We start from the raw sequence: 24948 nt of genomic DNA, 5'->3' as shown, positions 1-24948 counted from the left end.
CTACTTAAGCTTAAAGACCTCCTCTACGGTCACACATTTATAATTATTTCTTTTGCTATACTGCAAAATTTCGTCCAAAATTTCAGCCGCATGGGGCAGACTATCATGCAAAAGTATAACGCTCCCGGGTTTAATCATAGAAATTACTTTAGCCGACACCTTTTTTGCATCGTCTGTGGCGGTATCAAAAGATCTGATATTCCAACCAATTACCGGCATTTCTACCTCCTTTAGTGCAGCCGCAATCGAAGGATTGGTAACACCATAAGGCGGACGGAAATAAGTTTTATCTTGACCTGTGATGTTCTTTATCAGCTCATTAGTTTTCCTTATTTCTGATATAACTCTTTTTTTAGAAAACAGAGAAAAGAAAAAATGATGTGAATACGAATGATTACCCACCACATGGCCAGCATCAAATATTTTTTTAACTAACTCAGGCCTCTCTTCTACTTTTTTACCAATTACAAAAAAAGAAGCCTTGGCTTCATATTGATCTAAAAGGGATAATATTTCTTCAGTGTATTCGGTTGGTCCATCATCAAAAGTTAAAGCTATTTTATTTTGCTTTCCTTCTGAGTAGTTATTACTATGAACAAAAAAATTAAACCTCAGCACGGAAGACCCTACTGCAATACTACCAATAAAAAAGCTGATAGGTATTAGGTATCCCCACCAGGGAATAAAAAACAAAAAATAGTCACAAGCTACTAATAGGATCAGGGTAATAATGAATACTATCCGGAGCTTTTGAAACTTACTCATTTTGATAATAAACCAAATGAATGGTTAAAACCAAAGTAATGATTATATACCAGTATGTTTTTAAAAGAGTCTTTTTTCCCCTTCTCTATAATCAATTGTCCACTGATTGATTCTGTTAAAAGTGCATTCACCCCGAGCTGATATCCATATGCTACCGCTGTAAAGTACTCACCAGTAACTCTTTTAAAATTAGCCATTGCTGCATCCGGAATTACTTCTTTTACAGCCTTCAGATAGCTGTCATCTTCTTTATTCACGCCTACAATTACGGCATCAATATCTGCAGGAGTAAGCTCATGAGCATTAAGAAATTGTATCAACTCTTCACTCACCTCTGCTTCTGACAAGTGATTAAGTGCTGACACGCCTCTTAGCTCCACAGATGACTCCTGGCTCCCTGAGGACAGCACAAAAGCACTAGCTCCTTCACCCCAGATATCTACTTGATCATAATTCATAGCCTTTATTATGGCCGCCACTTCTTCAGTCATTTCATCGGCCCCGGCTACCAAAATATGATTATTGCCTTCCTTTATTCTTAGCACTCCATCCATAAGTGCATTTTCAAAGGAATGGCCTCTGTTCACGTAAGTAAAATTATCTTCATTACAGCCCAGCAACAAGGCTATCTGACCAGCCACAGTATTATGAGTAGACTGAATAAAAGCTGTAGGAGAAAGAATTCCTTCCTCAGAAGTGACAATATCAGCTAAAAACTTCTCTGTATCCTGAATACAGCCTAAACCCGTGCCTACTATTATAGCTCCGGGCTGCTCCACTCCGGCTTCCTTCAAAGCGGTAAGACTGGTAGCTACACCCATTTTAATGATCCTGCTCATGCGCCTAAGCAGCCTGGGGTTGATTATATCTTTGTAGACTGGCTCTAGTGCCTTGAGGTAAGCTCCCTCCTGGCTAGCCCAATCTTTTAAATACAGCTCCTTATCAAATGACTGCTGCGGAGTAATGGCCGATGTAGAATTGATGTAAATTTTCATGAAGCTGCTGAAAAAATTAATGATGTACTATTGCCTCCAAAGCCTAAAGAATTAGATAAAACGTTCTGAATTTTAGTAGGTCGCAATTCAGTGATAGGATCTGGAAGTACATCCATTGGCTCTTCTACATTTAAACTAGGAAATACTATTTGCTCCCTGATAGATAATAATGAGTACACTGCCTCTATAGCTCCGGCAGCACCTAAAGTGTGTCCTGTAAATGCTTTGGTAGAGCTATAAACAGGAATATTGTCAGAAAATATCTTTTTTATGGCCTGGCTTTCAGACATATCATTATTCTGTGTGCCCGTACCATGAGCGTTTATATAATCTACTTGTTGAGGTGATAAATTGGCCACTTTCAGCGCTTTATCCATTGCCAGGTAAGCCCCCAGACCTTCAGGAGATGAAGCCGTCTGATGGTAAGCATCATTACAGTTTCCATACCCCACCAACTGCCCTAGCACTGGCACCCCACGCTTTTCTACTGATCGTTCAGATTCTAAAACTAAAAAAGCAGCCCCTTCTCCCAGGTTAAGTCCTTTTCTGGTAGCATCAAATGGCTTGCAATGTTTGGGGTCTAATATTTTTAAGGCGCCAAAACCATTTAATGTAAATAAAGAAAGGGCATCTGTACCGCCAGCAATTACCTGATCAGCCATGCCTGCTTTAATAAGCCGGCCGGCATTCATTATACTATTAGCAGAAGACGAACAAGCCGTGCTTATGGTTTCTATATGTCCATGAACATGAAGGTGGCGTGCCATATACTGCGAAATAGCTCCACAATCATGGTTTTGAAAAGTTCTACGATATTCTTCAAGCGTACTATTTAAAACAGAAGGATAAGCCAGCTCAGATATATCCATACCCCCAACGCTGGTACCATTAATTAATGCGGTTCGTTTGAGATCACTTTCCTTTAAAGAAGACATTTCAATAGCCTCTTTAGCGGCCAAAAGCCCTAATAAAGTAGTACGAGATAAATACTTGCATTTCTCTATTTCGAGCTTTTCGCAAAGCTCAACATTAGAGAACTTCAGTTCTCCTACAGGCAGCTCTTTATGACTTGTCTGTAAAAATGAAGGCATACTAATACCACTCTTAAACCCTTTTAGTGATGTCAGGTTTATCTCTACCCCAATTCCTAATGAAGAAACTATCCCAAAACCGGTAATGTATACCTTAGACATTATAAACTTACTTTTTATTCTTTTCTATAAAGGCTGCAATGGTATTGATAGATTGGAAAATATCCTTCCCCTCTTCGGGGTTCTCTACCTTTACACCATATTCCTTTTCTAAAAGTACTATTAGCTCTAACGCATCTATAGAGTCTAAGCCCAGGCCGGCGCCAAAAAGCGGGGCATCATTATCAATTTCTTCTGTGCTTACATCCTCAAGGTTAAGGGCTTCTATAATAGCTACCTTTAAATTTTCCTTCAGCTGTTCCATTAATTAAGGTATAATTTTGTTGAATGTTATATCGAATTCATAAGTAGGTTCCGTTACTGAACCATCTACTCTCCCTGTAAGAAAAAGTTTTGCAATGTAATTTTCTTCAGTAAAATCCACAAAACCTGTAATACAATATTTGTAATTATCTGCTTCAAAAAGATGGGTAACATAAGTATGCAAAAATTCCGCATCCATGTTTTCCATCATAAAGCAGGAGTTCTCACCAGTAATTTTATGCTTAATGCAAATCTCGCCCAGCATTATATTAGGCAAGGTATAAACAAAAACCGATGGGCTAGGGAAATAGTTTTCCTTGGAAGATATAGCCTCATAATGCTGAGTATCAGAAGATAAAGATGAATTTTTATTCCCTAGTATAACTGCTGTTTTATTACCTGTATAATCGCCTTCTCCTATGAGCAACTCGGTAGCCAGCACGGCGAGCTGACAAAGCCCATCCATTTTATGGAACTTAGGGTACTTCAGCTCTAACGTCTTATATATTTCCTTAAAATATTCTTTAGCAGAAAGATGGTTGATGTTCTCCGCTATGACCTCACCATTTTTATTGGCTTGAGACATGCTTATCTCTGCGTATTTTAATACTTTAATTCCCATATTTCTCAAATATTACAGCGGCATTACAACCTCCAAACCCTGAAGTGGTTTTTAATCCATAAGTAGATTTAATCCCTGGCACTGCGGCTTCAATGATATTTAGTGGCTTACTCACCCCCATATTTTTAAAATTCCTGGTACCGATGAGTAAATTTCTTTTCATCTGCTCGGTAGTCATGATAGACTCAATTACCCCGGCAGCACCCAAAGTATGACCAAAAAATCCTTTTAAGCTATTTAATGGCACCTGAGCCATACCTAATGTATCAAAAGCAATGGCTTCCATTTCATCATTAAATAAAGTGGCTGTACCATGAGCATTAATATAATCAATATCCTCAATAGAAATATCTGATGCTTGCACGGCCTTGTTTACCGCAGCCTTTAGCCCCTCTCCTGTTCTGGAAGGCCCACTGATATGATTAGCATCATTGGCCTGACCTCCACCTAATATTTCTATCACCTGATTTTCATCTTTAGCTAGCTCAAGGTCATTACTCAAAATCATGGTGCCGCATGCTTCTCCTAGACTGATCCCTTTCCTATCCGCGTCATAAGGCTGACATGGCTCATCACTCATAGCTTTCAGGCACTGAAATCCACTTATCGTAAACTCACTTAAAATATCTCCTCCGGCCACTATGGCATGATCATATAAGCCGGCTTCTATAAAACTTTTTGCTGTAAGTATAGCAGAAACCCCAGAAATACAAGCATTAGACACTACTACACCGGCATGATCAAGTCCAAAATATGTAGAAACGGTTTTTGCTATGCTTGATAATAAAGCCCGCTCAGCAGGAATTTCACCGTTGTAAGATGGAGCCAGCAAATCAATATTACCCTTGGTTGTAGATATAACTAAGGCAGTCTTCTTTCTATCAATTTCAGGCACTTGTTGTAAAGCATCAGTAATTGAATGGATGAAGAGATGCTCCAGATGTGTATAATCTTTATTCTGAAAGAGCGTAGGATATTCCTTTTTCTTCAATTAACCCACCTAAAAAGGGAGTAGGGTAAAGAGCAGTATCTTCTATGGTTTTAATACCAGACTCGTTATTAACACATGCCTCAAAATTATCGGCTGTAGTAATGCCAAGTGGGCTGGTTATGTTATCTGCAATGGAATAAATCTTCATATGCTTAGCTTTCAACCTTCCACTTCTTTTTCCATTCCACTAAAAAATCAGGAACTGTAAGGTACAGCTGGTTATCTTCAGTAAGAAAAACCTGCTCAGACCTGCCAGTAGCGTAAGTTTCATTATTTTCAGTATTATAAAGACGATAAGTAAAAATGAGCTTAGCCGCTGGCGTATTAACAAAGGTAGTCTCTAAAGACACCTTATCATTATATTTTATCGGCCTTTTATAATTACAATCTACCTTCACAATGGGTATCATATAGCCATGGTTATTATACACATCCATATAACCTATCCCATATTTCTCTCCAAAACTCTCTCTACCGTCTTCAAAGTATTTAATATAATGGCCATGCCACAAAATACCCATACTATCTACTTCACTAAACCGTACCTTTATTTTCGTATTATCTATTAGCATTATTTATGATTCTGTAGACTGCAGAAAAATTCTTATCTCACTTTTAGCCCAGGTTTCTAAGTTTTCATCAAAAACATGAGCTCGGGCTATCTGCACATTCATTACCTCATTCACTATCTCTATGGTAGTATAAATATGCTGCCCTACTTTAGGCCTTTTTACTATCTGTAAGTCTTTGATAGAAGCTATGAAGCCCACGGGAGCCGCTGCGCCTTGTGCCTGAGCCGTGCTACCTGCAAATAATGCGGCTGTCTGAGCCATATTTTCAGTAAGTCCTGCTTCAGTAAAAATTCCGCTTTTCACTAAAGGATTATTTTCCTCAATGTCAAAACCAGAAAGCACCGAGTTATCATCGTATTGGTAAAAGGAAGACACCATAACGAAAGGCTTCCTTTGGGGAATAAACTTAAGAATATCATCTCCTTCATATTGAGGAGAAAGGCTAGCAATCTTTTCTTTTGTTATCTCTATCATTATTTATGATTGTACACTGGCACCTTTCACATCCTTACTCCAAAAATCATAGTAATTAAACCATTGAAGGGGGTGGCTTAGCACTTTGGTTTCCAAATGTTTTATATAATCATCTAATATCTGTTCTGCAGAGGTAGTTACTTCATGTATTGGAGTTGCAGAAAGGTGATAAACTCTTCCTTTCCCTCTTACAGCATAGGCAAAAGTATAAGGCACTTTTAGCTTAGTAAGCATACTAAATGGACCTAAAGGGAAATAGGCCTTTTTACCCATAAAAGTTTTTTCCACTATTCTGGCACCATCTACAAACCTATCTCCATGCATACATATCACTTCCTTATTTCGCAGCGCATTATTGATTTTGAACAGATGTGAAAGGTCATTTTTTATAGGAATGATCTTCACATGTTTGCTATTCATCACCTTATCGAGAAAATTTTTTATCTTCTCGTGCTCCGCTTCATAAATAAGAATATTAGTGGTTAAGTTAATGTCATTAAGCAAGAAGCCGGCTATTTCCCAATTACCAAAATGTGCTCCAAGTAAAATACCGCCGGTATCTTTTAATCCTCTCAGGTGCTCAATACCATCATAAGTATAAGCAAACTTATCAGCACTGCCAGATCCAATCGCTATCTTGTCTATAAGGGTTTGCCCAAACACATAGTAGCTTCGGTAAACCGACAACATAGCTTTGGGCCAGGGCATTTTAATAGTGCGAAAGTACTTATATATACCCGCTGTAGATTTAGGGGCGAAGGCTACGTAGTACATAGCCACAAAACGAAGAAGCAGATAAGCCGCTCCCAACCCTAACTTCCTTATAAGGAAAATAAATATTTGATAACCAAGAAGGCCGCCTCGGGTCTTCCCTTTCCAGGATGACATTACACTGCTTCGGCTTTCTGAATTACATAGTCATAAAAATCCTGAAAGGTGGTGATGCCACCAAAATCTTCAGGATTAACCTTGAAGCCAAAATTACTTTCAATCTCTACCACCAGGTCTACATAATCCAAACTATCCAGATCTAAGGTTTCTTTTAAGTTGGCCTCAGGCTCTATCACCTCAGGTTCCACCTCAAATTCTTCTACTAAGAATCCGTTTATTCTTTCTATGATTTCTTCCTTGTTCATCTCGTCGTAAAAATATTAATCAAATTTTTTAATGATTAAGCTAGAATTTGTTCCTCCAAACCCAAATGAGTTGGATAAAAATATGTTAAAGTCTTTATCTACCGTATCAAACACAAAGTTCAAAGATTTAAGTTCATCTTCAGGGTCTTTGAGATTAATATTCGGAGCGATGAATGAATTATGCATCATTAATAGAGAATAAACCACTTCGCTAGCGCCAGCCATCCACATTTCATGACCAGTCATAGATTTGGTAGAGCTTAACCAAGGCTGCTTTTCACCAAATACATTGAGTATGGCACGGCCTTCGTTTAAATCTCCTGCCAGAGTAGAGGTAGCATGCGCGTTGATGTACTCAATGTCAGAAGGTTTAACATTAGCTTGCTTTATCGCCATTTCTAATGATTTGGTAGGTCCTTCCACATTAGGGTGAGAGATATGATCTCCGTTAGAAGAAAAACCATAACCTAAAATTTCGCCATAAATCCTAGCGCCACGTGCCTGAGCAGACTCCAGGCTCTCTATAATTACTGTAGCGGCACCTCCACTAGGCACCAGTCCATCTCTATTTTTATCAAAGGGCTTAGAAGCCGTATGAGGGTCTTTTTCCATAACTGAGAATGTACCCAGACCATCAAAACTACCCATAGACTGATAGTTTACTTCCTGAGCTCCTCCGCAGATAATTCTTTCCTGAAGACCACTTTTAATCATCATATAGCCTAAGCCAATAGAATGAGAGCCGCTGGCACAAGCCGCACTTACGGTAAGGTTAATGCCTTTGAGCTTAAAAATGGTAGAAAGGTTCATGGTAACCGTACTATTCATAGACTGGAAAATAGAGCCACTACCTATTAGTGCTGTGTCATTTTTCAGTCTGAGTGTGTCTACCGCCTCAATACATGGTTTTGCCGAACTGTCATTACCGAAGATTATACCAACATCACCAGAGGCCAGAAAATCTTCATCCATACCGGCCTGTTTCATGGCCTCGATAGTAGAGACATAGGCATATTCTCCCTGATCAGCAAGCCCTATTCTCTGCCTCCTGGTCAGGCTACCTTTTAAATCCGGCTTGTCTAAAATACCAGTAAGCCCGGATCTAAATCCCATTTCTTTCCTTTGCGGATCTATTCCAATACCTGATTTACCTTGGTATAGCGAATCTTTTACTTCTTCAAGATTTTTACCTATACACGAGTAAATACCAATACCAGTGATAACAACTCTTTTCATTTAACTCCAACTTACTAATATAGGCCTCCATTAATTGATATTGTCTCTCCCGTAATATAAGAAGAAGCATCTGAAGCTAAAAATCCAACCACACTGGCCACTTCTTCTGCTGTTCCAAACCTTCTCATAGGGATCAGGCCTTTCACATCTTTCTCATCAATATCTTGAGTCATTTCTGTTCTGATAAAGCCGGGGGCCACCGCATTTACAGAAATATTTCTTCTGGCTACCTCTTGGGCAAGTGCTTTAGTAGCTCCTATTACTGCAGCTTTAGCCGCTGAGTAATTGGTTTGCCCTGGCAAGCCTTTCAATCCTGATAAGGATACTATATTTACAATCTTTCCTTTTTTTGCCTTTATCAATTCCGGCAAAACGCTTTTGGTAACATTATAAAAACCTCCAAGGCTAATATCCATCACGTCATCCCACTCCTCATCCTTCATCCAAACCATGAGATTATCTTTACGGATACCGGCATTATTTACTAATACCTCTATTTTTTCATCAGCATTATCAGCATACCACTGCTCTACTGCCGCCCTGCAGGCTGCTCTATCAGCCACATTAAAAGGAAGCAATGACGCTTTTTTACCTTCCTGCTCTACTGCTGTCTGGGTTTCTTCCGCCGCTTGTTTATTAGATGAATAGTTAATTATAATATCATATCCTTGTTTGGCTAACTGCACACAAATGGCTCTTCCAATCCCTCTGGATCCTCCCGTAACTAATGCATAACTCATACCCCTGATTGTTCGTTTTTTGCTTCAAAAAAAAGGATTTGCAATTTATTCATATAATATTTCACTTCCAATAAATGCCTATACCTTCAATAAAGAATTTTTCATCATAAACTCTTTGACCTCCTTTATTTTACCATACAAAGGATAATCATCACTAAACACAGGCACAATTTCTCTCACCTGCTCATAGATCTTTTTACTCTGAGAAGAAAGGCCATCTACCTTTTGCAAGTGATCTAAAGCTTGCACTACAGATATCACTTCTATAGCCAGCACCTCAAAAGTATTTTCTATTACTCTTTCTGCACAGCTAGCTGCGTTAGTACCCATACTCACAATGTCCTGATTATCGTTATTATTAGGAATACTATGGATGTACATAGGGTTTGAAAGCATCTGATTTTCTGCTGTGGTAGAAGTAGCCGTAAACTGCACCCCTTGCATACCAAAGTTAAAACCTAATTTACCCAGATTGGCAAAAGGAGGTAGTATGCCATTTAGGTGCGGATTCATCAAGAAGTTTAGCTGTCGCTCTGCCAGCATAGATAGCTTGGTTACCGCTATTTTCAACTTATCCATTTCAAAGGCCACATAATCTCCATGGAAGTTACCGCCATGATACACATTTTGGTTTTCAACATCCACTATAGGGTTATCATTAGCCGAATTGATTTCTTCTACCAGAAGTTTTTGTGCTTCTTTTATAGTTTCATAAATAGCTCCTAAGATTTGAGGTGCGCAGCGCAGAGAATAATACTCCTGCACTTTATTGGAGATCACCTCTTCTTCTACCAGAGTTTCATATAGCTGCTTTTCTCTCTTACGGATGTATTTGCTATCCTCCATAATACCTCTCATAAGGCCTGCCACGTGCTGCTGCCCCTGGTGCTTTTTAGCTCCATTTAGTTGAGGGGAGAAATAATCATCATAAGAATCAACCATTTCACAGATCATTGCAGTAATAGCTATGGACCAACCAATAGCTGTCTGAGCATTCACAGCATTTACTATACCGATACCCGTCATCACGCTGGTTCCGTTCATTACTGCCAGCCCTTCTCTGAGTTTTATTTGCATAGGCTCAATACCCAGCTCCTCAAATACGCCTTTGGTTGGCTGTCTTTGGCCTTCATAAACCACTTCTCCTTCGCCAATCATAACCAATGCCAAGTGAGCCAGCTGCACTAAATCTCCACTAGCACCTACACCTCCATGTTTAAAAATAACAGGGGTTATATTATGATTAATAAGGTTTACAAGAATATTAACTGATGACTCATGCACACCAGAATAGCCTAATGAAAGGGTATTTAACCTGGCTAGCATAGAAGCTCGTACAGCCATAGGGTCAATTAATTCTCCCTGACCTGAAGAATGACTCCTAATAAGATTAAACTGAAGGTCTTTCTGGTCAGCCTCATTTATTTTATACTGAGCCATTGGTCCGAAACCAGTATTGATTCCATAAATGACCTTATTCTTAGAAAATTCGCTTAAAAAATTATGGCTTTGTTCAATTACTTTAGCTGTATCATCAGATAGTTTTACAGATTCATCTTCAAACACAACCTTCTCAATATCAGCTAGTGACAATGAGCCGACTTCTATTTTAACCATTAATATGAAACGTTTTATTAAAAAATGAAATTAATATCTTAACTAGCCGGTAAATTACAAAACAAATTATTAAGCAATTACCAAACAATGTCATAAATTGTCAATTTTTAGGTAAAAGCTAATAGCATTTTTTTAATTATATGTCTGATTTTGAAACCAATACAAAAACAGTAGACGTCCTGATTATAGGAGCCGGACCCTCAGGAACTGTCGCAGCCTCTATTCTTCATGAAAAAGGCTATAAGGTTCATATTGTAGAAAAGCAAAAATTCCCACGCTTTGTGATCGGCGAAAGCCTTCTTCCTCGTTGTATGGAGAATTTTAAGAAGGCCAATCTGATTGAAGCCATTGAGGCTAACCATTTCCAGAAAAAATTCGGAGCTAAGTTTGTTAGTGAAGTTGAAAATTGTGATTTCGAATTTGCCAACCAGTTTACAAAAGGTTGGGGCTGGACATGGCAGGTACAAAGAGCTGATTTTGACAAAGTGCTGGCTGACGAAGTAGTAAAGAGAGGCATTGCCTTAGATTATGAAACTGAAGTTACTGCAGTGGAGTTTGAAGATGATGGTTCTTCTACTACCACCGTAAAAAACAAAGATTCTGAATACCATATTAAAGCCCGCCACATAGTTGATGCCAGTGGTTATGGCAAGGTACTACCCAGATTACTGGATTTAGAGCGTCCTTCTGATCTACCTTCTCGTACGTCTATCTTTTGTCATGTAAAACCTAAGCAGGTATCTGATAGCCCAGAGCGAATGCGCATTATTATCATAGTGCATAGTGATAATGTTTGGGGTTGGATTATTCCATTTTCTGACGGCACCTCATCTATTGGTATGGTAGGAGATACCGAGGAAATGAATAAAACCACAGGTACTATGGAAGAGCAAATGCGGCAGTGGATAGCTAATGATAAAGCATTAAGAGAAAGATTTACTGATAGTGAATTTATCTTTGAGCCTCGTAAAATAACTGGTTATTCTTCTGATGTGACGCAGCTCCATGGTAAAGGCTATGTGCTTACCGGAAATGCTTCTGGCTTTCTTGATCCTGTATTCTCTTCGGGCGTAACGTTGGCCACTGAGTCAGGCGCAAAAGCAGCTGAACTGGTAGCTGAAGAGCTAGATGGAAATGTGGTAGACTGGGACAAAAGCTATTCTCAGCATCTTAAAGACGGCACCAAAGTATTCAAAGCTTTTATAGAAGCGTGGTATAGAGGAGATTTACAAAAAATATTCTTTAGTAAAAATCCTAATGAAAAAATTAAGTCACAGATATGTTCTGTGCTGGCAGGTTATGTGTGGGACAAAGAAAACCCTTTCGTAACTAAGCCAGAACGATTACTCGTTAACTTAGCACAACTTGTAGGGTAAGCCTTAGAGCTTACCCTTTTTATATCTTTTTTTGTTGAGCGCTTAGAATTACTGGCAGGTATTATCACTTGCCTTTTATGAATTTCTTCCTTTCCTTGGTTATTTCTTTTGCGCTATCTTTCATTACTTCTAGTATTGGCCTGGCCCAATAGTTCCTCAATCCAAATCCTCCAGCTGCACCATAATATTTCTTACTCCAAATAATTTCCTTAGAGGCTATATCAAAAAACGTTACATATATAGAGGCCCGTTTTTCATTTTTATTCAAGGTTTCCATTACGTACACTAAACCAAGGCCTTCATCAACTTTCTCCAGATCATAACTAGCTACGATCTCTTCCAGCTTCCCTTCAGGCAATTTATAATCACTCTCAATTACTAACTCATCAGCATTTGGCATTTGATTTCTCTCGTCTACTACACTTAAGTCATAAGTTAAGCCTTGAAATTCATACTCTTCTCTAAAATTATACTTACTGGCTTCATCTTTCATCAACTTGTTCCAGCTATCAAAAAATCTGCGAGTAATGTCTTCAGGATCGGTAAACCCCTCACTACCTATGCATTTTACGTTAGAATAATCTAACCCACACCAAACTACTCTTTCAGAAGTAAAAAGTTTCTCCTGCTTATCCTGAGCTTTCGCCACCAAACAAATGAATGTTAGCGCTAGAAGAAAGTATGATTTTTTCATATTTAAAATTGGTTAATTAATAATATTCAAATGTAATAACTTAAATAACCTCCTTCAATATATTTAATGAATTTATCTCCTTAAGAGACTCAATATGAACCTTATAGAACCTGACAATATGATCCAGAAGATTTCTCCTCAAGTTGTTAGACATCTTAATATGTTCCTCATAAGAATTATTAACCAGGTGAGTCAGGATTTTCAACTCTTCATTATCTATAGTAAGAAAATGGTCTTCGGGAGACTCTACTCCAAAACCCAGATAGTGCGATAGCTTGAGTAAAAACTGTAAATGAAAATTCTCATACCCAGACTCCAGATGATCGAGGATTTCTATTGAATGAAAAATGAAGTTAAAAAGGTCAGACACATCTTCTTCCTCTTCTTTCACGCACTTGTATAAAACTTCTGCCAGAAATATAGCTATGTACGTCTTCTTGATATCGGTAGAAATAGTTAAGAAAGGATGATTACATTTAACTTCCGAAATTCGGTTAATCTCAGCGGCATTTTTTTTATACACCACCATATCTAATAAGGTAATAGGTTGGTAAAGCGCAATCCTACTGCGAGATGATTTACTCCTTACGCCATTTACAATATAGGTCTGTAAGCCAAAAGCTTCTGTAAATACCTTAACTATAATAGATGTATCACGATATTTAAAGTACTTAAAAACTACACCTCTTGTTTTGTGTAACATGCCCTACTTATCTCTTATCGTAAATTTGCATTAATTAACCACGGCTATTTTTGCCACATAAGCATCTTCGCCATCATCAGTAGAGCTAAAAACCAGGTAAATGCCTGTTTCTGCTCTGTTGCCTTTGTAGTCAGCCACGTTCCATGAGGCGGTGCCGCCATTGGCTCTGGTTTGCCAAATAAGCTTTCCGCTAATATCTGTTATTTTCACCTGAGCATCTTGAGCTAAACCTGAAATGCCTACCATACCAGTAAAATCTCTGGTAACAGGGTTCGGAAAAACCTTCACCTCTCCATGAGCATCTTCTGCTTCAGAACTGGTACTTCTGTAAGACAAAAGCCCTTCTTCTGAAGCCATAAAAACCTCTCCGGTATTGCCATCAATAGCAATGTGATCAATTTCATTTGACGAAAGAGGACTGTTTTCTACATTAAAAAATGAAAGTTGTTCGTCTCCATCTTCATTAAAAAGCCATGCTCCGCGGTTGGTGCCTATCCATTTCCTATTGCCTCCATCTACAGCTATAGTATTCACCACCTCACCGGATAGCAGCCTCATACCTTCCCATATAGGTTCCACGGCATCTACTGAGCCTTCCATTACTGCTGCAGGATTAGTGAAAACTGAAACACCATCATTTGTACCTACCCACACATAGCCGCTTTTATCAAGTACCATTGTATTCACAATATTATTAGTTATACCTCCTTCTCCCACAGTAGAACTTAAGCTTCTACTTGCTCCTGTTTCCGGATCAAAAACAACAATACCGCCTCCTCTGTCATCATTAATTCTAAGCCATATTCTATTACCTACTACCAGTAGATCTTCTGCATATCTGGCTATGGCATTAGGAATACTATAGGCAGTCCAATTATTATCATAGCTAAAAAAGTGCAGCGGGCTTGCTGCACCATAATTTAGTACCCAAATACCTTCATTAACAGCGGCTATGGCTGGCACCAAAGTGCCATGCTCACCGCCAGTAGTATTTTCTAAGGTACACCCCTCGGTATTTTCATCATAGATATCATACGATCCATCTTCATTCTGAATCAGCATACCATATCCTGCTGAAGATACATAATAAGTGGTATTACCTCCGGTAGTGCGATAGGCTACATCGGTTACATCATTAAATATTGACTGACCAGCCACTTGCAAAGAATTAGTGGACCATGTGCCATTTTCAAACACAGAATATCCAGAGTTAATGCCTTGAGACTCCATAGATTGATTAAAGCCTCCAGGAGACAAGACTATTACACCACTTAATTCTTCCAATTTATAAACCTCATTACTTACTGGTCCGTTGGGCATAAATACACTAAAACCACCTTCTTTATTAGATAAAAGGCCATTTTGAGCATCAGCTACCCAAATATTATTACCATCACTTACCGCCATAGATGGCTGTTCTATCAAAGCATCATATATAAACTGGACATTACCTGTGGCATTAATTGTAGCCAAAGCCTCATCAAGAGACAATAGCAATGTAGTTCCGCTACTGTAGACACTATTAAAAGTCTGCTCGGTTAATATATTTAAGGCAACCCACTCATTATTTCGAAATGCGAATAAACCTTCATTATTAGTGCCGATGATCAGCTCGTTATTCAACACACTGATTACATCCGGACCATTTTCCGGCATGTCTAAATCTTCGGTATGGTTATCCCAATTTCTATAATCAAGCAAATTTATGGTATCATCTATCTCGCCAGAAAGTAGCCCCTGATCAGTAATTACATATAACTGGTTATCAAAAACTATCACATCACTTACAGCTACCTGAGTAGCCTCAGCCCCCATTTCACGGTAAACTTCCTGAACCTCAACCTTGTCAATATCGAATTTTAAAATTCCGTAATCAGTGGCTATATAAACATCATTTTCATAAGCCACAAATGCATTAATCCGCCTTGAGCCTACTATTTGAGAGTTTGTATTTAAATCAAAACTATACACCTCTCCATCTATAATTACATCAAGATTACCAGAGGCATAGCCGATCAAAAGTGCCTGCTCATATGCTGTAAAGCCCAGGGCAGAAATGTTATTATCCTGCAGTCCGTCAATCTTTGAGACTCTGTTAAAACTATTATCCGATTTATCGAAATAAAAAAGGCCCTCTCCCGGAGAAGCATAAACTCTATCGGGAGTATTTAGCACCAGAGAAATACTGTTATAAGAAAAGTGAGTACGCCAGGTACCTATGGGTATATCCTGTGCGGCGGCCTTTAGGCTCAGCCACGAAAACACAACCAGGAAAAGTACCTGTTTTACCATTATTTTAAATTCTGCTTGTCTTTCATGCCTTCAAAAAAACTAGCCCGGCTGCGTGCTTCATATTCTTGCTTTTCTCCTACCAATACTTTTCCCTGCTCATCAGTAAGGCGAAATGAGTACGACGCCAACTCTCCGGTAGTGGCGCATATGGCATGAACCTTAGTAACAAACTCAGCTATAGCCAGCAAGTTAGGCATAGGCCCAAATGGTTTGCCTTCAAAATCCATATCAAGCCCAGCTACGATCACTCGCTTACCGTTATTGGCCAGTGTATTACAAACATTTACTATTTCAGGATCAAAAAACTGTGCTTCGTCAATGCCTACTACATCGCTATTGCCTGCCATAAGTATAATATCATTAGCAAAATCTACCGGAGTGCTCCGTATAGAAGTGCTATTATGAGACACTACGTCTTCATCATGATACCTTTTATCTATGGTAGGTTTAAAAATTTCTACTTTTTGCCGGGCGATTATGGATCTATTGAGCCGCCTGATCAATTCCTCGGTTTTACCTGAAAACATACATCCGCAAATAACCTCTATCCATCCGGTCCTTTTAGTCTTTCCAAAGTTGGGCTCTATAAACATACTTCAAAATTAAGAATTCAAGTGTATTTTTAGCTCATCCACTTAATATGAATAAGTTAAGTGCGGCAATTTATTTCTATCCGGCACCTCCATGGTTATCTCACCCTGCTCAAGTATACTCTGGCAAGCAAGCCTTTCATTGGCCTTTAGAGCCCCTTTTTCCTTATATCTATCTTCAAATTGATTCACTTCAGAGAGGTTTTGCATCCCCTCCAGCACTATCATTTTACAGGAAGTGCACCTGCCCTTTCCTCCACAGGCATGCATCCAATCCTGAAAATCTTCTTGCATAATTTTCAACACCGATTTATCCCCTTCCACAACACTTATGGTCTTATCAAAAAGATTTTTGATGACGATCTTAGGCATATTTCTTAACTTTATAAGGCAAAATGTAAATTAAGGGATTTTTAAGAGTATGGAAAACATTCTAAACCAAGAGGGTATAAAAAGATATAGTAATGAGTTTTGTGAACAGCTGCTGCAAGAGCATTTTTCACAGCACGATGTCATTACCGGCCCTCAAATATTAGAGCTCCAGGAAATCAGGCAGATCAATCTGTTTGTAATGAAAAACCTGCTCAACGCCTGGAGAAAAGAGACAAGTAAAATTCAAAGTCCATACTTTAACTATGATGCACCTGAAGTAAAAGAAGCTCAAAAGGAGTTTATGAATATCCTTTCAAGAAATATAGCTATCACTCAGGAAAACTTCAGGCCGCTACTGCTGCAGGCTACACAAGAAACTATCTTACTGATATTTTCTCCTTATGATTATTACACGCACCTGATTAATAACCCTAAGTCTAAAAGCTTAATGGTGAAAGATCTTAAAAGAATTTCTAAGTACGTTAAGATCAACCAAAATGTGCTGCTTAGCATAATAGAACAAGCAGAAGAAAGAGGTTATCAGAAAATTTCTAAAGATGAGGCTGCTCAATTATTAAGCGAGGCCTTTGAACAAACCCTGGAAAGCCCGGAAGATGTAGATGTTTACATTGACAAGTTTTCTCAAGTTGTGCCTCTGGATGAAAATGTAATCTATGGCAACTCAAAATATTACGGTGATTCTGAGCCAGAAGTTAAGCCTCAAATTAACAGCCGTTTTGATGCTAAGAAGCCGATTTTAAATGATCAGCATTCTGAAAACAAACAGACGCTGGCCGACATGCACAGGAGTCAAAAAATTGAAAGCATCAAAAAAAGCATTAGCATTAACCAAAGGTTTATGTTTATCAACCTGCTTTTTGACGGTAACGAAGGTACTTTCAATAGTGTAATAGATTACCTGGAAACACTAGACAATAAACGTGATGCCGAAGGGTTTATAGCAACTCAATACCCTTTCTGGGATCATGAAAGTGAAGAAGTTCAGGAGTTTATGGAAATTATCAACAAGAGGCTGGATTAATTAACGGCTTTACTGTTGCTACAAAAAATAAAAGGCTTGCCAGAAGGTAAGCCTTATTTTTTTAATGATCATTTCTACTTAGTGTACCAATACCTGACCACGGTGAGCATCTAATTTCACTAGAATAAATATAAGTATAGTAAAACCAATGAGCGAGGACCCTCCATAGCTAAACATAGGTAGAGGAATACCTATTACAGGAAACAGGCCGATAGTCATACCAATATTAACAGCAAAGTGAAAGAATAAAATGCATGCGACACTATATCCATACACCCGAGCAAACCGCCATTTCTGTCTTTCAGCCACGAATATCAACCGAAGCAGTAAACTCACAAACAGGCCTATAATAACAAAACTACCAAACCAGCCATGCTCTTCAGCAATGGTACAAAATATAAAATCCGTGCTCTGCTCCGGCACAAAATCAAATTTAGTCTGTGTGCCTTTCAAAAAGCCTTTACCAAATGCACCTCCACTACCAATGGCTATTTTAGATTGTGTCACGTTCCAGCCAAAACCTAATGGGTCTGCATCTGGGTTAATAAATGCTTTAACCCTGTTTTGCTGGTGCGGCTTGAGGATATCAGAAATCACATAATCCACACTTTTGATAACACTCACTATTACTGCTGCGCCCAACAACACCATTATAATACGCTTGCGGGTTCTTTTACCAAAAATTATGGCGGCGGCCGCAATGAGGAAAATCCCACCATATAGATAGATATGATTTTCAACCATTAGGGTGAGTATAAAAATTATGGCTGCGGAAACACCTAATATTAAAAGCGTAGGTGCCATTCCTTCTCTGAAGAAAACCAGTATAAATACAGAATAAACCAAGGCTGTACCTGTATCTCCCTGAAGTATAATTAACACCGCAGGAACTGCGATAATAGCAAAAAGCACTATTTGATTCCTCAACTGATCCATGCGAAAGCCGCCTGTGCCTATAAATTTGGCCACAGCCAAACAGGTAGCAAATTTGGCGAACTCAGAAGGTTGAAACCTAAAAGCCCCCAACTCAAACCATGATTTGGAACCTGCTACTTCTCGGCCGAAAAGTAGAATAAATATCAGAAGGGAGAGTACTCCGCCATATATAATGTAAGCAAATGTGTCGTAAAACTTGAAATCTACAACGAGCATCACTATTATGAGCACAATGATTACTCCTATGAATATAAGCTGTCTACCACTATTGAGAGACATACTGAAAATATTCTGAGCAGCATTCTCATCATAAACAGCAGCATAAATGTTGAGCCAGCCCAACATTACAATCACGAAAAATAAAAGTATGGTAAGCCAATCAATTTTTGAAACTATGCTATCACCTCTTCTCACTATAGAAAATCTCCTTTTTTAACGTATGCTTCAATATTTGGTCTTTCGGTACCACCAAGCAAGTATTTTTCAATCATAAGACTAGCAATTGACGCAGCAGCACGTGCACCCTGACCAGCATTCTCTACATATACTGATACTGCAATCTTAGGATTATCCCGAGGAGCAAAAGCTATGAAAACGGAGTGATCAGGAAGAGGATCATTTTGAACTGTTCCTGTTTTACCGCAAACCTCAATATCTTTAAGCTTAGCCCGGTACTGTCCTGTTCCTTCTTTTATAACATTGGCCATCGCTTCTACTGCTATATCGAAATACTTATCATCTACCATGGTATGATGCTTTTCTTTAAATCGTGGTAAGGGTTCTCCTGAATCTCCTACTGATTTCACCAAATGAGGAATATAATAATACCCTCGATTAGCTACCAAAGCGGCAAAATTGGCCATTTGAATAGGCACAACCAGATTTTCCCCTTCACCAATTGATATAGAATAGATATTTGAGAACTTCCAAGGCCTGCCATTGTAAGCACGGTCATAATATGCCACACTAGGCACCATGCCACTTTTCTCGCTTGGTAAGTCTATACCTAATGGAGAGCCCAGTCCAAAGCTTTCTATATAGTCATTCCATTTCTTAATACCGATACGGGTATCTTCAAACGGATCTTCTGACACGCCCTGGTTCACCATCCTCTTCATTACATTATAAAAATAAGGATTACAAGAGTGTGTTATGGCTCCCACCAAGGTTTCTCCCGCGCCATGATAATGGCAGTTCATAGGATATTTTATGCAAGGTATGTACGTCTGCTTGGTTATCACCCCTTCTTGCAGGCCTACCATAGCCTGAATAATTTTAAAAATTGACCCCGGCCTGTACTGAGCCATCAGCGGTCTATTAAATAAAGGCTTTAAACTATCAGAGCTAATTCGGTAATAGTTTTTACTGTATTCCTTACCTGAAAGCTCATTAGGGTCATATGAAGGACCTGAAACCAATGAAAGTATCTCACCTGTAGATGGCTCTATAGCTACAATACTGCCTGACTTGCCTTTCATCAGCTCTTCGCCATAACGCTGCAAGTCAATATCTATAGTAGTTATGAGATTTTCTCCACGCACAGCAAGAGTATCAAACTTACCGTCTTCAAAGTCTCCCATTTCTATACCGCGTACATTTCGTTTTTTAAACCTTACGCCTCGTTTTCCCCTTAGTTGATCTTCATAGTAAGCTTCTAATCCGCTTTGACCAATATAATCACCTTGATGGTAATAGTCTGCAGTATCTCTATCCAGTTGCCTTTTATTAATTTCACTTACATACCCCAGAGCATTGGCTAAAACAGGATAAGTATAGGCTCTGCTTGTTCTGGCTTGTACATCAAAGCCCGGAAAATCTATAAGATAATCTTGTATGCGGGCCAGATCGCGTTCTGATAACTGTTTAATAAATGGATTGGGCTTCACATAAGAAAAGCCTTTACCAGCCTTCAGTGTCGCATACTTGGTCTTAAGTTCTTCTTTGGTTATTTCAAACAGGTCGCAAAACTTGGCAGTATCTAGTACTCTTACCTCTTTAGGGGTAATGGTAAGGTCAAACTGCGGTGTATTATATACTATCAGCTTACCATTTCTATCTCTAATAGTACCTCTATAAGGGTATTCTATTACTTTATGGATAATGTTACTGGTGGCCGCCTGAGCATATTTATCATCAAGCACCTGAATAGAAAACAGTTTCACTAAAAAAATTACCGCTACGGCAACCACGACCATTTGGATAATATTTTTGCGAGATTCGTTCATAATGATCTTTTCTTATTATAAAAAAGATACTGGGTAATAAGCATTACTATAAAGGTGAACCAAGTACTAAAAAAGGCTTTTGTAAGTGTAAAACCTAAAAGGCCAAATCCCCATGACTCTAGCAGGAACAGCACACAATGATGTAAAAAAATCAGTGGCAGAACATAAGAGGTAAACCACCTCAAACCATTAGAGCTAATGGTAGGTACCGTGCCGGAATCATACCCACCTTGTGGCGTAAGCATATTTAACCAGTAATTCCTAACAAACATTATAAACACGGAAGCGGCCGCATGAATTCCCAAACTGTCATAAAAAATATCAACAGCTATACCAGTAATAAAACCCACGATCATGAGCCCTAATACCTTAGCTTCTACAGGAATGAGAAGTAAAAAAGCGATATATAAAAAACAGAATGACTTGTCAAAAAGGACAATGTTCTTCAAAAGCAATACCTGCACAAGCACATACAGGATGAATGAAAATATTTGTGTTATGATCCCTTTATTGAGCATAGAATTTTTCTGCTTCTTGTTGTACTGAGTCCTGCTCTGTTTTTAAGCTATTTTTGATCAGATAGACATAGCCTATCTCATTAAAGTTACTGGCAAGATCAATAGTGATATTATAAAATAAGGCATCTTCAGTGATTTCTACATCACTCACCACTCCTACAGGTACACCCTCAGGAAAAATGGCATTATAGCCAGAGGTAACTATGCTATCTCCCACGGCTACCTCTACATGGCGAGGCACAAATAGTAACTCAGCATGATAAGGATCATTACCAGGCCATTTAGCAGTACATAAATCACCTGTTTTGTCAATTTTTGATGATATCTGAAAATCACTATGCAGCACCGATGTGATAACTGCAAAGTGCTGAGAGGCCGTTTTCACTTTACCCACTACACCATCATTACCAATAACTGCCATATCAGGTTCTACCCCTTCACTTCGGCCTTTATTGATAGTAATGTAGTTGTTATAGTTTCTTACGGACTTGTTAATCACCTTAGCACTAAGAAATTTATACTTTTCTATCTGCACACTGTCTTGAGTAAGTGTGTCAATGTCAGTAACTAAGGTAGTATCTGTGGTTTCGTAAGTGGTATCTAGCTCCAGATATTCTAAGCGCGAGTTTAAGGCTTCCAACTCCTGTTTTAACCTGGCATTTTCTGATGCCAGGTTTTGATTTACATCTGCGAGATTAAAATAATCAGACACATTATCAGAAGACTGTAATAGGTTTCCTGCTACTCTGTTAGAGGAATTAAAAAAGCCTGCACTCTGAAAACTGTTGTTTTGAACTATCAACCAAAGACAGATCACTTCCAGAAACAGGAATATTAAAAAAGCTCTATACTGATATAGAAACAGAAACAGTCTCTGCATTTATCCAGATTGGTTCAAAATCAAAAAATAAACAGTGCCAACAAAAAAACAGTCTCTTCCAGACTTAGGTCATTAATACGGCTTTGAAAGAATTTAAGTTCTTCAATGACTGGCCAGTACCTCTTACCACCGCTCTTAACGGATCTTCCGCCACGTGGATAGGAAGTTTAGTTTTTAAGGCTAATCTCTTATCAAGGCCTCGGAGTAAAGCTCCTCCGCCTGTTAGGTGTATACCATTATCATAAATATCAGCTGATAATTCTGGTGGCGAAATCTCAAGTGCTTTCAGCACGGCTTCTTCTATCTTAGATACTGACTTATCTAAGGCAAAGGCGATTTCTGAATATGAGATTTTAATTACTTTAGGTATACCTGTCATCAGGTCTCTACCTCTAATCTCGTAATCTTCAGGACCATCATCTAGCTCAGTAAGCGCTGATCCTACCTCTATTTTAACTTTTTCAGCAGATCTTTCACCTATAAGCAGGTTATGCTGCCTTCTCATATAATCAAGAATATCTCTATTGAAGGTATCTCCAGCTACTCTTATTGACTGATCACATACAATACCACTCAATGCTATTACAGCAATTTCAGTAGTACCACCACCTATATCTACAATCATAGAACCCACAGGCCTTTCAATATCTATACCGATACCAATGGCTGCTGCGATAGGCTCATATATCATGTATACCTCTTTGGCTCCTGCATGTTCGGCAGAGTCTCTTACCGCCCTTTTCTCTACTTCGGTAATACCGGAAGGAATACAGATCACCATTCGGTGTGAGGCAGGAAAAAGCTTTTTACCACTATCAATCATTTTTATCATACCTCTGATCATATGCTCAGCAGCATGGAAATCAGCAATCACCCCGTCTTTAAGAGGGCGGATGGTTTTGATATTTTCGTGGGTTTTTTCGTGCATCTGCATGGCCTCTCTTCCGATGGCCAAAACCTTATTAACATTCTTATCAATAGCAATAATAGATGGTTCATCTACCACGATCTTATCTTTATGAATGATAAGCGTGTTAGCTGTACCAAGGTCCATTGCTATATCACTTGAAAAAAAATCGAACAATCCCATGTTGTGTCTTCAATAGGTTAGGCTTATGAATAAAGCGTGAAATTTACAAATTTGTTTCTTTTTAACTTTATAATTAAAGTTTTTTTTAATGTTTGAAATGACGTATGCCTGTAAATACCATTGACATATCGTTATTGTCACAAAAATCTATTGAATCTTGATCTTTTATTGATCCTCCGGGCTGTATTACAGCACTGATTCCTTCACCATGCGCTATCTCCACACAATCAGGGAATGGGAAAAATGCATCAGAAGCCATTACTGAACCTTCAAGCGAAAAATTGAAAGACTTAGCCTTTTCAATTGCCTGCTTAAGTGCATCTACCCTCGAGGTTTGCCCTACTCCGCTTGCCAGCAGCTGACCATCTTTTGCCAATACTATAGTATTAGATTTGGTATGCTTACACACTTTACTGGCAAACAATAATGACAATTTCTCCTCCTCAGTAGGTTGCTTTTTAGTTACTGACTTCAGATCTTCCATCTGATCGGTTTTCAAATCACGATCTTGCTCTACCACGCCATTCAATAAAGTTTTGAATTGCTTAGTAGTTTTTAACTTTTGCGTTTGCTTTAGCAAAATACGATTCTTTTTTTGTTTTAGAACCTCTAAAGCATCATTATCAAAAGCTGGAGCTATTAATATTTCGAAGAAAAGTGAATGCATCTCTTCAGCTGCAGCTTTATCTACCGTTTTATTAGTTATCAGTACACCACCAAAAGCAGATATAGTGTCAGCAGCAAACGCTCTCTGATACGCTTCTTTTACATCAGCTCCTGTGGCCACTCCACATGCATTAGTATGCTTTAATATAGCAAAGGTAGTTTCTTCTTCAAACTCCTCAATTAATGATAAGGCTGCGTCTACATCTACCAGGTTATTATATGAAAGTTCCTTTCCGTTTAGCTGCTCTAGCATAGAAGAAAGATCTCCGTAGAAAGCACCTTTCTGGTGAGGATTTTCTCCGTATCTCAATGTCTTTTTCTCTCTGAAGCTTTGCTTAAAGCTAGGCACCTCTTCATCAGCATTAAAGTAATTAAAGATAGCTGAATCATAGTGAGAACTGATATCGAATGCTTTAGCTGCAAATTTCTTTCTATCTTCAATAGTAGTAGCACACTCATTTTTACTAAGTAGCTCCTCTACGTCAGTATATTGCTCTCTTGAAGAAACTATAAGTACATCTTTGAAATTCTTAGCTGCTGCTCTAATTAAAGAAATACCGCCAATATCTATTTTTTCTATAATGTCTTGCTCGGCAGCTCCTGAGGCTACTGTTTCTTCGAAAGGATAAAGATCTACAATTACTAAATCTATAGAAGGTATTTCAAATTCTTTAGCCTGCTCTACATCATCTGCAAGCTCTCTACGATGAAGAATTCCTCCGAAAACTTTAGGGTGTAAAGTTTTCACTCTTCCTCCAAATATTGAAGGGTAGCTAGTAAGGTCTTCTACCGGCGTTACTTCTATACCCAAATCCTCAATAAACTTTTGAGTTCCGCCTGTTGAAAAAATCTGAACACCATTCGCATGAAGTAATTTTACGATAGGCTCCAGGTTATCTTTATAAAATACTGATATTAAAGCTGATTTTATCTTCGAGAGAGACATATTTGCTGTTTTAAAA

27 protein-coding genes are annotated in these 24948 nt (G+C 38.6%); 2 read left to right on the top strand and 25 right to left on the bottom strand.

Going from position 1 to position 24948, the window contains the following annotated elements; genetic code table 11:
• The 14 genes from LVD15_RS10645 to flxA form a co-directional block, all read right to left on the bottom strand.
• A complete protein-coding gene (locus tag LVD15_RS10645; protein ID WP_233780322.1) occupies positions 1-765 on the bottom strand; it encodes a polysaccharide deacetylase family protein in 765 nt (254 codons plus the stop codon).
• On the bottom strand, positions 762-1760 hold the full coding sequence (locus LVD15_RS10640; RefSeq protein WP_233780321.1) for a beta-ketoacyl synthase chain length factor: 999 nt from the start codon (positions 1758-1760) through the stop codon (positions 762-764). The genes LVD15_RS10645 and LVD15_RS10640 overlap by 4 nt, the downstream gene beginning before the upstream one ends.
• The gene (locus LVD15_RS10635; RefSeq protein WP_233780320.1) at positions 1757-2953 is read right to left on the bottom strand and encodes a beta-ketoacyl-[acyl-carrier-protein] synthase family protein; all 1197 of its coding nucleotides are present in this window, start codon (positions 2951-2953) and stop codon (positions 1757-1759) included. The genes LVD15_RS10640 and LVD15_RS10635 overlap by 4 nt, the downstream gene beginning before the upstream one ends.
• 7 nt (positions 2954-2960) lie before the next feature.
• Positions 2961-3215, bottom strand: coding sequence for a phosphopantetheine-binding protein (locus tag LVD15_RS10630; protein WP_233780319.1), 255 nt, complete (start codon positions 3213-3215; stop codon positions 2961-2963).
• Between the two features lie 3 nt (positions 3216-3218).
• On the bottom strand, positions 3219-3836 hold the full coding sequence (locus LVD15_RS10625; protein WP_233780318.1) for a beta-ketoacyl-[acyl-carrier-protein] synthase family protein: 618 nt from the start codon (positions 3834-3836) through the stop codon (positions 3219-3221).
• The gene (locus LVD15_RS10620) at positions 3826-4827 is read right to left on the bottom strand and encodes a beta-ketoacyl synthase N-terminal-like domain-containing protein (protein ID WP_233780317.1); all 1002 of its coding nucleotides are present in this window, start codon (positions 4825-4827) and stop codon (positions 3826-3828) included. Before LVD15_RS10620 ends, LVD15_RS10625 begins: the two co-directional genes overlap by 11 nt.
• Positions 4790-4975 carry a hypothetical protein gene (locus tag LVD15_RS10615; protein WP_233780316.1) on the bottom strand — a complete coding sequence of 62 codons (186 nt, stop codon included), beginning with the start codon at positions 4973-4975 and terminating at the stop codon, positions 4790-4792. The genes LVD15_RS10620 and LVD15_RS10615 overlap by 38 nt, the downstream gene beginning before the upstream one ends.
• A 4-nt stretch (positions 4976-4979) precedes the next feature.
• The gene (locus LVD15_RS10610; RefSeq protein ID WP_233780315.1) at positions 4980-5399 is read right to left on the bottom strand and encodes an acyl-CoA thioesterase; all 420 of its coding nucleotides are present in this window, start codon (positions 5397-5399) and stop codon (positions 4980-4982) included.
• A 3-nt stretch (positions 5400-5402) separates the two neighbouring features.
• Positions 5403-5873, bottom strand: a complete 471-nt coding sequence (locus LVD15_RS10605; protein ID WP_233780314.1) for a hotdog family protein — start codon at positions 5871-5873, stop codon at positions 5403-5405.
• A 3-nt stretch (positions 5874-5876) separates the two neighbouring features.
• Positions 5877-6761, bottom strand: a complete 885-nt coding sequence (locus LVD15_RS10600; protein WP_233780312.1) for a lysophospholipid acyltransferase family protein — start codon at positions 6759-6761, stop codon at positions 5877-5879.
• Entirely contained in the window at positions 6761-7009 is a 249-nt protein-coding gene (locus LVD15_RS10595; protein WP_233780310.1) for an acyl carrier protein, read from the bottom strand. The genes LVD15_RS10600 and LVD15_RS10595 overlap by 1 nt, the downstream gene beginning before the upstream one ends.
• Positions 7010-7024: 15 nt before the next feature.
• Positions 7025-8245: a beta-ketoacyl-[acyl-carrier-protein] synthase family protein gene (locus tag LVD15_RS10590; protein WP_233780308.1), complete on the bottom strand. Its 1221-nt coding sequence runs from the start codon at positions 8243-8245 to the stop codon at positions 7025-7027.
• 14 nt (positions 8246-8259) lie between these two features.
• Positions 8260-8985 carry a flexirubin biosynthesis SDR family reductase FlxB gene (gene flxB / locus LVD15_RS10585; protein ID WP_233780306.1) on the bottom strand — a complete coding sequence of 242 codons (726 nt, stop codon included), beginning with the start codon at positions 8983-8985 and terminating at the stop codon, positions 8260-8262.
• A 78-nt stretch (positions 8986-9063) separates the two neighbouring features.
• Positions 9064-10602 (bottom strand): flexirubin biosynthesis tyrosine ammonia-lyase FlxA, encoded by a 1539-nt coding sequence (gene flxA, locus LVD15_RS10580; RefSeq protein WP_233780305.1) that lies wholly within the window; start codon positions 10600-10602, stop codon positions 9064-9066.
• 140 nt (positions 10603-10742) lie between these two features.
• Between flxA and LVD15_RS10575 the strand changes: the two genes are divergently transcribed.
• A complete protein-coding gene (locus LVD15_RS10575) occupies positions 10743-11978 on the top strand; it encodes an NAD(P)/FAD-dependent oxidoreductase (protein ID WP_233780303.1) in 1236 nt (411 codons plus the stop codon).
• Positions 11979-12042: 64 nt separating this feature from the next.
• Here the strand turns inward: LVD15_RS10575 and LVD15_RS10570 are convergent, their stop codons facing one another.
• From LVD15_RS10570 to LVD15_RS10550, 5 genes are read right to left on the bottom strand one after another with little or no spacing between them, the layout of a single operon-like run.
• The gene (locus LVD15_RS10570; protein ID WP_233780301.1) at positions 12043-12672 is read right to left on the bottom strand and encodes a hypothetical protein; all 630 of its coding nucleotides are present in this window, start codon (positions 12670-12672) and stop codon (positions 12043-12045) included.
• Between the two features lie 40 nt (positions 12673-12712).
• Positions 12713-13375, bottom strand: coding sequence for a DNA repair protein RecO (gene recO, locus LVD15_RS10565; protein ID WP_233780299.1), 663 nt, complete (start codon positions 13373-13375; stop codon positions 12713-12715).
• A gap of 30 nt (positions 13376-13405) precedes the next feature.
• Positions 13406-15667, bottom strand: coding sequence for a type IX secretion system anionic LPS delivery protein PorZ (gene porZ / locus LVD15_RS10560; RefSeq protein ID WP_233780298.1), 2262 nt, complete (start codon positions 15665-15667; stop codon positions 13406-13408).
• Positions 15667-16260 (bottom strand): thymidine kinase, encoded by a 594-nt coding sequence (locus LVD15_RS10555; RefSeq protein WP_233780296.1) that lies wholly within the window; start codon positions 16258-16260, stop codon positions 15667-15669. The genes porZ and LVD15_RS10555 overlap by 1 nt, the downstream gene beginning before the upstream one ends.
• Before the next feature lie 42 nt (positions 16261-16302).
• Positions 16303-16629: a 2Fe-2S iron-sulfur cluster-binding protein gene (locus LVD15_RS10550; protein ID WP_233780294.1), complete on the bottom strand. Its 327-nt coding sequence runs from the start codon at positions 16627-16629 to the stop codon at positions 16303-16305.
• A 49-nt stretch (positions 16630-16678) separates the two neighbouring features.
• Here LVD15_RS10550 and LVD15_RS10545 point away from each other — a divergent pair, with 49 nt between their 5' ends.
• On the top strand, positions 16679-17671 hold the full coding sequence (locus LVD15_RS10545; RefSeq protein ID WP_233780292.1) for a DUF8457 domain-containing protein: 993 nt from the start codon (positions 16679-16681) through the stop codon (positions 17669-17671).
• 78 nt (positions 17672-17749) lie between these two features.
• Here the strand turns inward: LVD15_RS10545 and rodA are convergent, their stop codons facing one another.
• The 6 genes from rodA to purH form a co-directional block, all read right to left on the bottom strand.
• Complete coding sequence (gene rodA, locus LVD15_RS10540; RefSeq protein ID WP_233780290.1) at positions 17750-19021, bottom strand: rod shape-determining protein RodA; 1272 nt, start codon at positions 19019-19021, stop codon at positions 17750-17752.
• Positions 19021-20832 carry a penicillin-binding protein 2 gene (gene mrdA / locus LVD15_RS10535; protein ID WP_233780288.1) on the bottom strand — a complete coding sequence of 604 codons (1812 nt, stop codon included), beginning with the start codon at positions 20830-20832 and terminating at the stop codon, positions 19021-19023. The genes rodA and mrdA overlap by 1 nt, the downstream gene beginning before the upstream one ends.
• Positions 20829-21350, bottom strand: a complete 522-nt coding sequence (locus tag LVD15_RS10530; protein WP_233780286.1) for a Rod shape-determining protein MreD — start codon at positions 21348-21350, stop codon at positions 20829-20831. Before LVD15_RS10530 ends, mrdA begins: the two co-directional genes overlap by 4 nt.
• On the bottom strand, positions 21340-22230 hold the full coding sequence (mreC, locus tag LVD15_RS10525; RefSeq protein ID WP_233780285.1) for a rod shape-determining protein MreC: 891 nt from the start codon (positions 22228-22230) through the stop codon (positions 21340-21342). The genes LVD15_RS10530 and mreC overlap by 11 nt, the downstream gene beginning before the upstream one ends.
• A gap of 64 nt (positions 22231-22294) precedes the next feature.
• Positions 22295-23320: a rod shape-determining protein gene (locus LVD15_RS10520; RefSeq protein WP_233780284.1), complete on the bottom strand. Its 1026-nt coding sequence runs from the start codon at positions 23318-23320 to the stop codon at positions 22295-22297.
• An 85-nt stretch (positions 23321-23405) separates the two neighbouring features.
• Entirely contained in the window at positions 23406-24932 is a 1527-nt protein-coding gene (purH, locus tag LVD15_RS10515) for a bifunctional phosphoribosylaminoimidazolecarboxamide formyltransferase/IMP cyclohydrolase (RefSeq protein ID WP_233780282.1), read from the bottom strand.
• Positions 24933-24948 lie beyond the last annotated feature (16 nt).

It is taken from the genome of Fulvivirga maritima, from assembly GCF_021389955.1.
Classification (GTDB): Bacteria; Bacteroidota; Bacteroidia; order Cytophagales; family Cyclobacteriaceae; genus Fulvivirga; species Fulvivirga maritima.
Note: the sequence above shows the minus strand (reverse complement) of the source record. Positions and strands in the feature narration are given on the sequence as shown.